Origin of the sequence: Stenotrophomonas pavanii, from assembly GCF_900101175.1 — a bacterium.
In the GTDB taxonomy this organism is placed as follows: Bacteria; Pseudomonadota; Gammaproteobacteria; order Xanthomonadales; family Xanthomonadaceae; genus Stenotrophomonas; species Stenotrophomonas pavanii.
In genome coordinates this window covers 544,173-556,789 of the sequence record NZ_FNFQ01000001.1, presented here as the reverse complement: position 1 = coordinate 556,789, position 12,617 = coordinate 544,173, and the positions used below count along the sequence as shown (strand labels likewise).

The window sequence follows — 12,617 nt, the reverse complement described above, 5'->3', positions numbered from 1 at the left end:
CGCAGGGTGCCTGTAGAGCCGAGCCGATCCTCGGCTCTACAGGAGCACAACCGGTCAGCGTGACTTCAAGGACTTCAGCAACGCGGTGTTGAATTGCTTGGGGTCCTGCACCTGCGGCGAATGGCCCAGTTCGGCGAACTCGACCAGGGCCGCCCCGGGAATTGCCGCGGCCGCCGCCTTGCCGAGCGCCGGATAGTTGCCCAGCGTCGCCTTCACCGCCGGCGGCGCCAGGTCGCGCCCGATCGCGGTGCGATCCTTCTGGCCGATGAACAGCGTGGTCGGCACCTGCAGGTGCTTCAGCTCGTAAACCACCGGTTGGTTGAACACCATGTCCGAGGCCAGCGCCTGGCTCCATGCAACAGCCTGCTTGCCCGGCCCTTCGTACATGCCCGACTGCATCCGCGCCCACGGTTCGTAGGCCGGCTTCCACTTGCCGTCGTAGTACACCTCCAGCTGGTAGCGGCGGATGCTGTCATAGCTGATGTTCATTTCGCCGGCGTACCACGCGTCCACGCTGCGCCACGGAACGCCCAGCGCCTTCCAGTCCTCCAGCCCGATCGGGTTGACCAGCGACAGGCTGCGCAGGTCCTGCGGGAACATCAGCGCGTAGCGTACCGCCAGCATGCCGCCCATCGAGTGGCCCACCAGATGCACCGGTACCTCGCCCAGCTGCAACTGCTGCAGCAGGGCATGGGTGTTGGCGGCCAGTTGCGCGAACGAATACTGGTAGCGCTCGGGCTTGCTGGATTTGCAGAAGCCCACCTGGTCCGGGGCGATCACCCGGTAGCCGGCGGCGACCAGCGGCTTGATCGATTCCTTCCAGGTGGCCGCGCAGAAATTCTTGCCGTGCAGCAGCACCACCACGCCGATCGGTGCCTTCTTCGGCGCGATGTCGAGGTAGGCCATCTCCAGTGGCTGGCGCTGCGATTCCAGCGCGAAGGTCTTTACCGGATAGCCATAGTCGAAGCCCTCCAGCCGCGGCCCGTAGGTGGGCGCGGCCAGGGCAGGCAGCGGAAGGCAGGCAAGCAGGGCGGCGGCGATCACGCGCATGGGGCAATCCGGGGCGGGGGAACCCCGAGCCTAACCGCAACGCGGTGACGATGTCGCCCGTGCGGGCCAGGGTGGGCGGGGTAGCGTCGACTGTTAGTCGACTGCTCTTCCCTCAGGCCGTGAAAATCCCGCGCTGCGCGCGATAGTCGACTAACAGTCGACTCTATCCGTGGCCCGTGGCCCGTCGCCATCGCGCCGGAGCCGGCCGCCCTCAACACTCGATGACGTTCACCGCCAGGCCACCGCGGCTGGTTTCCTTGTATTTGTCCTGCATGTCGCGGCCCGTATCGCGCATGGTCTTGATGACCTTGTCCAGCGATACCTTGTGCTTGCCGTCGCCGCGCATCGCCATGCGCGAGGCGTTGATCGCCTTCACCGCACCCATCGCGTTGCGCTCGATGCAGGGGATCTGCACCAGGCCACCGATCGGATCGCAGGTCAGACCGAGATTGTGTTCCATGCCGATCTCCGCGGCGTTCTCGATCTGGCTCGGGTTGCCACCCAGGGCCGCGACCAGGCCGCCGGCGGCCATCGAGCAGGCCACGCCCACTTCGCCCTGGCAGCCCACTTCGGCCCCGGAGATCGAAGCGTTTTCCTTGTACAGGATGCCGATCGCCGCCGAGGTCAGCAGGAAGTCGAACACGCGCTGCTCATTGGCGCCGGGGCAGAAACGATCGAAGTAATGCAGCACCGCCGGCAGCACGCCGGCGGCGCCATTGGTCGGCGCGGTCACTACTCGGCCGCCGGCCGCGTTCTCTTCATTCACCGCCAGCGCATACAGGTTGACCCAGTCCAGCGTGGTCAGCGGGTCGCGCATCGCCGCTTCCGGCTTCGACGACAGCTCGCGGTACAGCGCCGGTGCACGACGGCCGACCTTCAGGCCACCGGGCAGCACGCCTTCCTCGCGGATGCCGCGCGCCACGCAGGACTGCATCGCGCTCCAGATCTCGCGCAGGTTTGCGCGGATCTCGTCTTCGCTGCGCCAGCACTTCTCGTTCTCGAACATCAGCTGGGCGATGCTCAGGCCGCTGCGCGCGGTCTGCGCCAGCAGTTCGTCGCCACTCTTGAACGGGTAGGGCAGCGGGGTCTCATCGGGCACGATGCGGTCATCGGCCGCATCGTCCTGGTTGACCACGAAGCCCCCCCCGACGGAGTAGTAATCGCGAGTGGCGATCACTTCGTCCTCGGCGTTGTACGCGGTGAAGCGCATGCCATTGGTGTGGTAGGGCAGCTTCTGGCGCTTGTTCATGCCGAGGTCGCGCTTCTCGTCGAAGGCGATCTCGTGCTGGCCCATCAGCTGGATGCGCTTGCTGCTGCGGATGCGCTCCAGCGTGGCCGGAATGATGTCCGGGTCGATCAGGTTCGGTCGCTGGCCTTCCAGGCCGAGCAGGATCGCCTTGTCGGTGCCGTGGCCGCGGCCGGTCAGCGCCAGCGAGCCGTAGACATCGGCGCGGATGCGCGCGACCTCGTGCAGGCAGCCCGGGTCGAGCAGCCAGCGATGGATGAATCGCTCGGCGGCCTTCATCGGCCCGACGGTGTGCGAGGAACTCGGGCCAATGCCGATCTTGAAAACGTCGAACGTGCTGACAGCCATGGTTGCCGTACTGCGGGTACCGGAAGAGACCGCTATTCTAGCGGTTCACGCCGCAGTTCCATGGCTGCGGCGCAGCATTTCCGCCACGGGAGCCCGGCCGGTGTTGATCCTTATCCAGCGTGACGATTGCCACCTGTGCGATATGGCCCTGGCCGAGCTGGCCAGGGCGCGGGCGCCGGAGTTCGAATCGGTGTTCCTGGATGACCAGCCGGCGCTGGAGGCCCGCTACGGCGCGCGGGTGCCGGTACTGCGTGACGAGCGCGGCGACCGCGAGCTGGACTGGCCGTTCGACGCGGCCGCGGTGCAGGCGTGGTTGGCCGCCGACCGGTAGTGCCGGCCGCTGGCCGGCAACCCCTCTGTTCCCGGTGACGCCGGCCAGCGGCCGGCACTACCCCATGCGTTGCGATGCCCGTTGATGCCGGCCAGCGGCCGGCACTACCCGATGCGTAGCAATGCCCGGTCCAGACGCGATTTACTTCGCGTCGAACTTCACGATCGTGCTGATCGCGGTTTCATCCGGGATGGTCTTGGTGTCGGCCCAGTCACCGCCGCCGACGCCGAAGTCCAGTCGCTTGACCGTGGCCTTGCCGGTCAGCACCGGCTGGGTGCCTGGCTTCCAGGTGAAGGTCAGCGTGACCGGCTTGCTGACGCCGCGCAGTTCCAGCGTGCCATCGGCGGCGAACTGGTCGTTGCCCACCGCGCGGAAACCCTTGGCGGTGTAGCGCGCCGTGGCGAACTTGCCGACATTGAAGAAGTCGGCGCCCTGCAGGGTCGAATCACGGTCACTGTTGCCGCTCTTGGCCCCGGCCAGCGGAATCACCACGTCCAGCGAACCGGCGGCCGGATTGGCCGGGTCGAAGCTGAGCTTGGTGGCGAAGCCGGGGAAGCTGCCGGTGAACACTTCACCGTCGTACTTGGTGGCAAACACCAGGATCGAGCCGGCACCCGGGGCCTGCGCATAGTCGGCGGCGAGCGCCGGGGCAGTGGCCAGCATGCCGGCCAGGGCGGCGGCCACAGCGGCCGGGGTGGTCAGTTTCAGGTTCATCGGTCAGTCCTTCTGAGGGGAGGCGAGCCAACCGCGTGGCAACATGCGGGACAGTGTTGCATCGCGCTGGAACAGGTGGTGGTAGAAGGCAGCGCCGGAATGTGCCAGCACCACCGCGATCAGCAGCCAGAAGCCATATTCGTGCAGGGCATGGGACACCGCGACGACCTGCGGATCCGGCGCGCTCAGCTTGGGCACGTCAACCAGGCCGAACCAGCGGAACGGGCGCAGGCCACTGGCCGAATCGTACAACCAGCCCGACAGCGGAATGGCGAACATCAGCACGTACAGCAGCACGTGGGTGGCGCTGGCGATGCGCTCCTGCCAGCTGGGCACGCCCGGCACCGGCTTCGGCGCACCGGCATACAGGCGCCAGCCGAGACGGAACAGCACCAGGGCCAGGACCGTGATGCCGATCGACTTGTGCGCGGTGTACACCCAGAAGTACTTGGGCGTCTTGGGCAGTTCGCCCATGGTCAGGCCGACCACGCCGAGGGCGAGGATCAGCAGTGCGATCAACCAATGCAGGATCTGGCTGACACTTCCCCACGCGGCGGGGGTGTTCTTGGCGGTCATGAAGGGTCCTTGGGGGCCGTCGTGTGGTCGGAGTGGGAAACAGGAGCCGGAGTTCCCGGGGCGTCGTTGCGGTCGAGGGTGGCTTCGGCCTCGATCCGCACCTGCACCGCATCACCGATGACGCCCGGCCAGGCGGTGATGCCGAACGCGCGCCGGCTCAGCGTGGTGCTGGCGGAAAACCCGGCGGTGCGCCGGAACGGCGGGAGCGGATAGCGCTTGAGCGCGTTGAAGGTCACTTCCAGAGTGACCTCCTGGCTGACCCCGCGCAGGGTCAGCGTGCCGATCACGCGCGCGTGTCGGGCGTCGATCGGTTCCACCCGATGGGAGACGAAGCGTGCCGTGGGATGGCGCTCGCCGTCGAGCAGGCTGCGCGCCAGCGTGGCCTGGTTCCACTTGGCGTCACCAAGGTCCAGTCGCGACACCGGAATGTCCACTTCCACGGTCGCATCGCGCCAGTTGTCGGGATCGAACAGCACTCGACCCTCGCTGCCGGACACCGTGCCCATGGCCTGCGAGTAGCCGGCATGGTCGATCGAGAACAGCACCCGCGTATGCACCGGATCGAGGCGGTAGGTATCAGCGGCCGCCCAGGCAGGAGCGGTGGCGAGCAGCATCGGCAGCAGGGCCAGGCAGGGACGCATCGATGGCGGGCTCCGGAAGGGGACGCTGCGATCATACGCACAGCCCCCCGACAACGTTGCGTACATGGCTGCAACAGTTCGTGGTGGCGCCATCGCTGGAAACAGGCTGTTGCAGCCATGAACCCGGCCCTGTGTGACAATCGGGCCAGGACAGGGGGTTCAGGATGACGAGCGGCTGGCGCCGGTGGTGCCGTGGCATCGCGGGTATGGGACTGCTGCTGATGGCGTTGGCCACGGCGGCTGCGACCCTGGATATCGCAGAAACACCGCGCCTGCGCCGCTTCGGTGCCGCCGAAGGCTTGCCGTCGCGCATGGTGGTGGCGTTGGCCGAGGACCGGCAGGGCCATATCTGGGCCGCCACCGATGGCGGGCTCGCCCGCTACGACGGCAACAGCCTGCGGGTCTGGGAGCACGACCCGGAACAGCCGGGCGCGCTGCCGGGAAACGAAATCGAGACCCTGCTGATCGATCCGCTGGACCGCGTCTGGGTGGGCATCAACGGCAAGGGCGTGGCCCGCCTGGATGCCGACCGCGAGCACTTCCGGACCTTCGACAAGGTCAATGCCACCTGCCAGGGGCAGTTCTGGGCACTGGCCTATGTCGACGATGCATTGTGGATCGGCACCAACAACCACGGCGTCTGCCGCCTGGGCGAAGACGGTAGCGTGCGCCTCTACACCCATGATCCAGCGCACCCGGATGGGCTGCCCAGCAACAGCATTTTCACCAGCCTGGTCGATGCGCAGGGGCGCCTGTGGGTGGGCACCGAAGCCGGTGTGGCGCGATGGAATGGCAGCGGATTCGAGCCGGTGGCCGCGTCCCAGCTGGGAACGCTGAGCGTGCTGCGGTTGAGCCGTGATGCGGACGGTTCGATCTGGGTCGGCAGCCAGAACGACGGGCTGTACCGTATCGATGCGCAGGATCGGGTCAGTCGCCCGCGATGGGCCGACAGTGCCCAGCTGCGCTCGGCGCTGGTGCTGGCCGATCGCCAGGGGGGCTACTGGGCCGGCACCTCCGATGGCCTGTTGCGGGGCGACGCGGCCGCGCTGCGCCGGCTGGAGGGCGACCGCGGCAGTGGCTTCCTGACCGCGCACAGCGGTGTGCTGGATCTGCTGCAGGATCACGAGGGTGGGTTGTGGGTGGCCCTGCTGACCCAGGGCCTGGCCTATCTGCCACCGGACTGGCGGCGCTTCTCGATCTGGAACCAGCTCGACGGCAAGCCGTTGGACAGCCAGTACCTGTTGAGTGCGGCCAGCGACGGGAAGAATTACTACGTCGGCTCGGCGCGCGGGGTTTACCAGCTGGATGCGCAGGGCACGCTGCGCCTGCTGGCCACCGATCGGCAGCTGGGCAACGGCGTGGTGTGGTCGGTGCTGCCGCGCCCGGACGGTCGCCTGTGGCTCGGGCGCGGCGGCCGCATCACCCTCTACGATCCGGCCTCCGGTGCATTGCGTGACCTGCGGATCGACGGCAGTGCCGACCTGCGCCAGCGCATCGATCTGATGCGCGAGGCCCCTGACGGTACGGTGTGGGTGTCGGTGATGGGCCTGGAACTGCAGCAGCGAAGTGCAGAGGGCCGGCTGCTGCACCGCTATCCGCTGGAGTATTTCCGCGGTACCGCCGATGCGCCGATCGAGCAGATCCGCTTCGACGCCCACGGCCGGCCGTGGGTGATGGGTGACATGGGCATCTGGCGTGAGCAGGCCGGACGCTTCGAGGCGGTGCCGGGCGTATCGCGGGGGCCGATCTACGACCTGGTGTGGATCGATCCGCAGCAGTTGTGGCTGGCGCGCCAAGGCGCTTTCGAGCGCTACCAGTGGGACGGCATGAGCCTGCGCCTGATCCAGCGCATCGACGGCGGCGCCGGCGTGCCACCGCTGACCATGGGGGGGCTGGCCCTGGCCGCCAACGGCCAGTTGTGGGCGACCACGCCGCGCGGCCTGCTGCGCTGGGATCCGAAGACGCGGCGCCTGCAGCAGTTCAACGAGCGCGACGGCCTGTCCGACGCGGAGTTCACGGGCCGGCCACCGGCGGTGAACGCCGATGGTCGCGTGCTGGCGGTGACCCAGACCGGTTTGGTTGCCTTCGATGTGAACGCCGACGACACCGTGCTGCCGGCGTCATCGCTGGTGATCGCCGAAGTGCGGGTGCGCCGCGACGACGCCCGCGGCTGGCAGCCGTTGCCGCTCACCGGCACCCTGCTGCTGGGGCCGGATGACCGCGACCTGCAGATCGATGCGCGGCTGCTGTCCTACGCCAGCCCGCAGGGCAACCGCTACCGGTTCCGCGTGCAGGGCTACGACCAGGACTGGGTGGAGCAGGGCGGTGATGGCCAGCGCACCCTGTCGCGGCTGCCGACCGGCAGCTACCTCATCGAGGTACAGGCCGCGACTGCCCGGGGCGCGTGGACGCCTTCGCAGCAGTTGCAGGTGAAGGTGCTGCCGCCGTGGTGGCGAAGCGGCATGGCGATCTTCGGCTACATCCTGCTGGGGTCGTTGCTGCTGGTGATCCTGGTCTGGTCGATCCGGGCGCGGCTGCGGCGTCGCCAGCAGTGGCAGTTGACGGTGCACAAGCAACAGCTGGCCGAACAGGCCTCGCAGGCCAAGAGCCGTTTCCTGGCCACGCTGGGCCACGAAGTGCGCACGCCGATGACCGGCGTGCTGGGCATGAGCGAACTGCTGCTGGCCACCCCGCTGGACCCGGTACAGCGCAGCTATGCCGGCTCGATCCAGCAGGCCGGCAGCCACCTGCTGCGGCTGGTCAATGATGCGCTGGACCTGGCCCGCATCGAAGCCGGGCGGCTGGAACTGGACCTGCGCCCGTTCGACCTCGGGGAGCTGCTCGACCAGGTGCAGGGCCTGATGCAGCCGATGGCGCAGCAGCGCCAGCTGGAATTCCGGCGCGGCGAGGACCCGCCCGGGCCGATCACGGTCAGTGGCGACGAGATGCGGGTGCGCCAGATCCTGCTGAACCTGCTCGGCAACGCCATCAAGTTCACCGAACGTGGCCACGTCGGCCTGGCCGTCCGCCTGGAAGAAAAGGGCGGGCTGTGCTTTGAAGTGCATGACAGCGGCCCGGGCATCAATGCCGAGCAGCAGCAGCGCCTGTTCCATCGCTTCGAGCAGGCTGACGGCCCGCGCACTGCCTCGCGCTACGGGGGCAGCGGGTTGGGGCTGGCGATCTGCCAGGAGCTGGCGGTGGCGATGGGCGGGCGTATCGATGTGGTCAGCCAGTCCGGCAGGGGCGCGCGTTTCCGCGTTCGCCTGCCATTGCCCTGGACGCGGCAGGCTGTCAGCCCGGCGGGCGAGGCGGCAGTGCTGCCGGTACTGCCACCGTTGCGCATCCTGCTGGTGGAGGACGATGCCACGGTGGCCGAGGTCATCGCCGGCCTGTTGCGCGTGCGCGGGCACACGGTGGTGCACGTGCTGCACGGCCTGGGCGCGTTGTCGGAGATCGCTACCGACGGCTTCGACGTGGGCCTGCTCGATCTCGATCTGCCCGCGCTGGATGGTACGGCCATCGCCCGCCAGCTGCGCACGATGGGCTATGACCTGCCCCTTGTGGCGGTGACCGCCCGTTCCGATGCCTATGCCGAAACCCAGGTGCTGGCGGCTGGCTTCGATGGCTTCCTGCGCAAGCCGGTGACCGGCGACCTGCTGGTGGCGGCCATCGCCCAGGCGCGTGCGAAGCGACAGGCGACTGCGTGACCGCGCCGGCGCCGGGCGTGAACGGTGCGACTTTCGGTTTACCATGCCGACGCCCGCGGCGCGGGAATCATCAGGACCAGCGTGAGGAGGCAATCGGTGGTGTATCTGCGGGCGGCGATGCTGCTGCTGGTCCTGCTGTGCTGCGCGTTGCCCGTTGCGGCACAGCCGGTGCCGCCCAGCCCACGGCAGGTGACGGTGTTCGACGGCCTGCCGTCCAATACCGTCAACCGCATGGCCGAGGATCGCTACGGCTACCTGTGGATCGCCACCAACGATGGCCTGGCCCGCTACGACGGGCGTACCTACCGGGTGTGGCGTTCCGAGGACGGGCTGCGTGACAACCGCATCTGGACGGTGCTGGTCGATGCCCGCAACCAGTTGTGGATAGGCACCGAGAACGCAGGCCTGGTACGCATGTCGGCCGACCGCAGGCAGCTGCACTTCTACGACCGCAGCAGCCAGCCGCTGATGGGCACCAACACGGTCTGGAGCCTGGCCAGCACGCCCGACGGCTCGATCTGGTTCGGTACCCACGAGGGCGGCCTGTACCGCCTGGACAGCCAGGACCGCCTGCAGCGCTTCCTGCCCGAGCCGAACAATCCGCGCAGCCTGCCGTCGTCGTCGGTGCCCTATCTGGCCACGCTGCCTGATGGCAGCCTGTGGATCGGCACCAAGCATGGCGTGGCGCGCTGGACCGGGACCGACTTCGAGCGCGTCGGCACGGACATCATTCCCAGCCTGCTGATCAACGGCCTGACCACCGAGCCGGACGGCAGCCTGTGGATCAGCACGATGGCCGGGGCCACCGTGCGCCGCCCGGACGGCCGCTTCGAGGCACCGCCGTGGAAGCTGCCACCGGGCGAGCAGGTGCTGGGCATGATGCTGCGCGACGAGCAGGGCGGGCACTGGCTGGACACGCGCACCGGGTTGGGACGTGCGGTGGATGGCCAGTACCAGACCGTGCCGCTGTACAGCGTCATCGCACGCGGCCCGGTACGGCCGAACTGGACCGGTGCCTATGAGGATCGGGAAGGCGGCATCTGGTTGGCCAGCACCAACGCCGGCCTGTGGCACCTGTTGCCGCGCTGGTGGCAGTTCTCGGTGCTGTCGCGCCTGGAGGACGACCCCACCTCGCTGCGCAATGCGCTGGTGCTGGGCACCAGCCCGTCCAGCAACGGCGGCGTCTGGACGGTGGGCAGCCACGGTGCGCTGGATCGCTTCGATCCGAAGACGGGCCGGATCGAGCAGCACCGCACCTGGGTCAACGGCATGCACTGGCTGACGTCGGTGAGGGAGGACCGGCGCGGGCAGGTGTGGATTGGATCGAACGACGCATTGGTGCGCTATGACCCGCAGCGGCGCGAGCTGCGTCGCTGGGGTCGTGATGCCGGTGCTGATGCGGCGATGGAAGGGGTCATCGAATCGATGATGACCTGTGACGGCGACAGCCTCTGGCTGATGCTGCCCGCCGGCCTGCAGCAGCGCGACCTTGACGGACACCTGCGGCGCCAGCTGGACAATGGCCAGCGCGGGCTGCAGCAGGGCCAGCTCAACCTCGACGTGGAATGCGGACCGCAGGACCACATCTGGCTGGCCAGCAGTCGCGGCCTGTTGCAGTGGCTGCCGGAAAGCGAACGCTTCCAGCCGGTGCCGGGTGCGCCGGCGACCGCCATCCACGCGCTGCACGTGGGCCGGGATGGCCAGGTCTGGCTGTCCGAGGATGGCCGGTTGTCGCGTTACCGCTGGAGCCAGGGGCGCCTGGAACGACAGGCGGTGGTGGGGGCCGAGCAGGGCTATCCGGCAATCTCCGCGACCGGCCTGGTGGTGGATGCCCAGGGCGTGGCGTGGGCGACCAGCGCACGCGGCCTGGTGCGTGTCAGTGCGGATGGGCAGAGCGTGCGCCTGTATGGCGTGCACGACGGCCTGCCGAGCCAGGAATTCCGCGACCACACCTTGATCGCGGCGGGCGACGGCCATCTGGTGGCCGGAACGGCGGCAGGTGCGGTGGTGTTCGACCCGGAGCAGGTGCGGCCCTCGGTGCGTCGGGCCCCGCTGGTGATCGAGCGGGTGGAGGTGCGCCGCAACGAGCAGGTGCTGGACATGACCCACGATGCGCCGTTGCAGATCGCCGACGGCGACCGCGACCTGCGCATCGTCGCGCGGCTGCTGTCCTTCGCCGACTCGGCGTCCAATACCTACCGCTACCGCCTGGCCGGCTACGACCCCGATTGGGTCGAAGTCGGCCCGGCCGGTGAGCGCCTGTTCTCGCGCCTGGCGCCGGGCAGCTACCGGCTGGAAGTGCAGGCCCGGTCGGCCGACCACGTGTGGTCGCGGGTGCAGAGCCTGGAATTCCGCGTGCAGCCGCCGTGGTGGCGCAGCCTGTCCGGCCTGCTGGTGCTGGCGTCGGTCGGGCTGCTGCTGACCAGCTGGTTCGCCTGGTTGTACCGGCGCCGCCTGCAGCGGCGCCATGCCTACCAGCTGGCGCTGCACAAGCAGGAACTCGCCGAGCAGGCTTCAGCGGCCAAGACCCGTTTCCTGGCCAACCTGGGCCATGAGATCCGTACGCCGATGACCGGTGTGCTGGGCATGAGCGAGCTGCTGCTGGCGTCGCCACTGGACCCGCAACAGCGCGGCTACACACAGTCGATCCGGCATGCCGGCGAGCACCTGCTGCACCTGGTCAACGATGCGCTGGACCTGGCGCGGATCGAGTCCGGTCGCCTGGAGCTGCAGTCGAAGACCTTTGCGTTGAACGGCCTGCTGCACGACCTGGCGGCCCTGATGGGCCCGCTGGCCGCGCAGAAGGGCCTGCGCTTCACCCTCGACAACCAGCTGCCGCCGGGGCTGCAGGCCACCGGCGATGCCATGCGCGTGCGGCAGATCCTGCTCAACCTGCTGTCGAACGCGGTGAAGTTCACCAGCCGTGGCACCATCACCCTGCACGCGCGCTGCGATGGCGAACTGCGCGCACTGCACTTCGAAGTGCGTGACACCGGCCCCGGCATCAGCCAGGAACAGCAGCAGCGCCTGTTCCGCCGCTTCGAGCAGGCCGACGGTGCACGTACTGCCGCGCAGTACGGCGGCAGCGGCCTCGGCCTGGCCATCTGCCGCGAGCTGGCGCACGCGATGCAGGGGCGCATCCAGGTGGAGAGCCAGCTGGGCCGGGGCACCTGTTTCGGCGTGACCCTGCCATTGCCGCTGGTGGTGGACAGTGATGCCGAGGGCGCCGCCGATGGGCATCGTGACGAGGCGGCCAACGTGCCGCCACTGCGGGTGCTGCTGGTCGAAGACGATGCCACCGTGGCCGATGTGGTGCGCGGACTGCTGAGTGCGCGTGGCCACGAGGTGGTGCACGCCGGCCATGCGCTGGCGGCGCTGCGCGAGATCAGTGCGGGCGATTTCGACGTCGGCCTGCTGGACCTGGACCTGCCGGGCCTGAGCGGTTTCGAGCTGGCCCAGCACCTGCGCAACCAGGGCTACATGCTGCCGTTGCTGGCGGTGACCGCACGGACCGACCCGGACCTGCAGCAGCAGGTGGAAGCGGTCGGCATCGGTGGCTTCCTGCGCAAGCCGGTGACCGGCGAGCTGCTGGTGGACGCGATTGCCAGGGTGATGGGCAGGTAGGGAGTTCGGCAGGGCCTGCGGCTCTGCACCTGCTGCAAGCCGGAGGAACAGCAACAGCAACAGCAACAGCAACAGCAGAAGCAAAAGCTGGCTTCCTGTGGGATGGCGGGGTGGATCCGGTTGCGGGAGACGCCGTAAACCCATCCATGGGGGCTTGGCCGCGGCATCCATGCCGCGGACACTCCCGCAACCGGACCCACCCCGCCTTCGACAGTTTTCCGCGATCTGTCGGAGCACGGGGTCGGATCCCGTTGCTGCGCAACGGGCTCTGACCCCAATCTGGAATTCGAGATCTGACAGATGTGTCGACCAAGGTCGACACCTACCAACAACCGCGCGTTCCAACAGTCGCTGTTACCCACAGCCGCGTGAACCTGTCA

At 68.4% G+C, this 12,617-nt stretch carries 8 protein-coding genes; 3 read left to right on the top strand and 5 right to left on the bottom strand.

Annotation, left to right across the window (positions count from 1 at the left end; translation table 11 throughout):
- Nucleotides 1-54: 54 nt before the first annotated feature.
- Nucleotides 55-1,050 carry an alpha/beta fold hydrolase gene (locus BLS66_RS02610; protein ID WP_074725010.1) on the bottom strand — a complete coding sequence of 332 codons (996 nt, stop codon included), beginning with the start codon at nucleotides 1,048-1,050 and terminating at the stop codon, nucleotides 55-57.
- 211 nt (nucleotides 1,051-1,261) lie between these two features.
- Entirely contained in the window at nucleotides 1,262-2,644 is a 1,383-nt protein-coding gene (locus tag BLS66_RS02605; RefSeq protein WP_074725009.1) for an L-serine ammonia-lyase, read from the bottom strand.
- 100 nt (nucleotides 2,645-2,744) lie between these two features.
- Between BLS66_RS02605 and BLS66_RS02600 the strand changes: the two genes are divergently transcribed.
- A complete protein-coding gene (locus BLS66_RS02600) occupies nucleotides 2,745-2,975 on the top strand; it encodes a glutaredoxin family protein (RefSeq protein WP_049465668.1) in 231 nt (76 codons plus the stop codon).
- A gap of 141 nt (nucleotides 2,976-3,116) precedes the next feature.
- On the opposite strand, the gene BLS66_RS02595 is transcribed toward BLS66_RS02600, so the two are convergent.
- From BLS66_RS02595 to BLS66_RS02585, 3 genes are read right to left on the bottom strand one after another with little or no spacing between them, the layout of a single operon-like run.
- Entirely contained in the window at nucleotides 3,117-3,689 is a 573-nt protein-coding gene (locus tag BLS66_RS02595) for a YceI family protein (protein ID WP_021202032.1), read from the bottom strand.
- Between the two features lie 3 nt (nucleotides 3,690-3,692).
- Nucleotides 3,693-4,265, bottom strand: coding sequence for a cytochrome b (locus tag BLS66_RS02590; RefSeq protein ID WP_074725008.1), 573 nt, complete (start codon nucleotides 4,263-4,265; stop codon nucleotides 3,693-3,695).
- A complete protein-coding gene (locus BLS66_RS02585) occupies nucleotides 4,262-4,906 on the bottom strand; it encodes a YceI family protein (protein WP_053506781.1) in 645 nt (214 codons plus the stop codon). The genes BLS66_RS02590 and BLS66_RS02585 overlap by 4 nt, the downstream gene beginning before the upstream one ends.
- A gap of 164 nt (nucleotides 4,907-5,070) precedes the next feature.
- Here BLS66_RS02585 and BLS66_RS02580 point away from each other — a divergent pair, with 164 nt between their 5' ends.
- Entirely contained in the window at nucleotides 5,071-8,613 is a 3,543-nt protein-coding gene (locus tag BLS66_RS02580) for a sensor histidine kinase (protein ID WP_074725007.1), read from the top strand.
- Nucleotides 8,614-8,709: 96 nt separating this feature from the next.
- On the top strand, nucleotides 8,710-12,237 hold the full coding sequence (locus tag BLS66_RS02575) for a hybrid sensor histidine kinase/response regulator (protein ID WP_057493478.1): 3,528 nt from the start codon (nucleotides 8,710-8,712) through the stop codon (nucleotides 12,235-12,237).
- Nucleotides 12,238-12,617: the final 380 nt, after the last annotated feature.

What these genes read in the sequence shown, in the direction of transcription:
- BLS66_RS02610 (WP_074725010.1), bottom strand. Translation starts at nt 1,050, where the DNA reads ATGCGCGTGATCGCCGCCGCCCTGCTTGCCTGCCTTCCGCTGCCTGCC.
- BLS66_RS02605 (WP_074725009.1), bottom strand. Translation starts at nt 2,644, where the DNA reads ATGGCTGTCAGCACGTTCGACGTTTTCAAGATCGGCATTGGCCCGAGT.
- BLS66_RS02595 (WP_021202032.1), bottom strand. Translation starts at nt 3,689, where the DNA reads ATGAACCTGAAACTGACCACCCCGGCCGCTGTGGCCGCCGCCCTGGCC.
- BLS66_RS02590 (WP_074725008.1), bottom strand. Translation starts at nt 4,265, where the DNA reads ATGACCGCCAAGAACACCCCCGCCGCGTGGGGAAGTGTCAGCCAGATC.
- BLS66_RS02585 (WP_053506781.1), bottom strand. Translation starts at nt 4,906, where the DNA reads ATGCGTCCCTGCCTGGCCCTGCTGCCGATGCTGCTCGCCACCGCTCCT.
- BLS66_RS02580 (WP_074725007.1), top strand. Translation starts at nt 5,071, where the DNA reads ATGACGAGCGGCTGGCGCCGGTGGTGCCGTGGCATCGCGGGTATGGGA.